This is a genomic window from Jatrophihabitans lederbergiae (genome assembly GCF_031845305.1).
Classification (GTDB): Bacteria; Actinomycetota; Actinomycetes; order Mycobacteriales; family Jatrophihabitantaceae; genus Jatrophihabitans_A; species Jatrophihabitans_A lederbergiae.
This window is the reverse complement of record NZ_JAVREH010000246.1, coordinates 1-287: the sequence shown is the minus strand read 5'-3', so window position 1 is coordinate 287 and position 287 is coordinate 1. Positions and strand designations below refer to the sequence as shown.

Annotated in this window: 1 pseudogene; it reads left to right on the top strand. The window is 63.8% G+C overall.

The features are described 5' to 3' along the window. Positions 1-82 precede the first annotated feature (82 nt). Positions 83-287: pseudogene (locus tag RM423_RS25145) on the top strand (transposase); the annotation flags it as partial.

Genomic DNA, 287 nt, shown 5'->3' with positions numbered 1-287 from the left:
CCCGCATGTTCGGCGGTAGCAGGAACCCCTGGTCACGCCGCAGCGGACGATACCCCTTCGCCATAAACCAATTCTCCCAAACCGCTGCTGGAAACCGGCATGGCGACACGCATACTGCAACAGCCTCTACGACGTAGAGATCCGCCGGGTCATCTGCTCGACGAACGCGATCGAGTCGCTCAACGCCCGCTACCGGCGGGCGATCAAGGCCCGCGGTCACTTCCCGAACGAGCAGGCCGCGTTGAAATGCCTCTACCTCGTGACCCGATCACTGGACCCCACCGGCC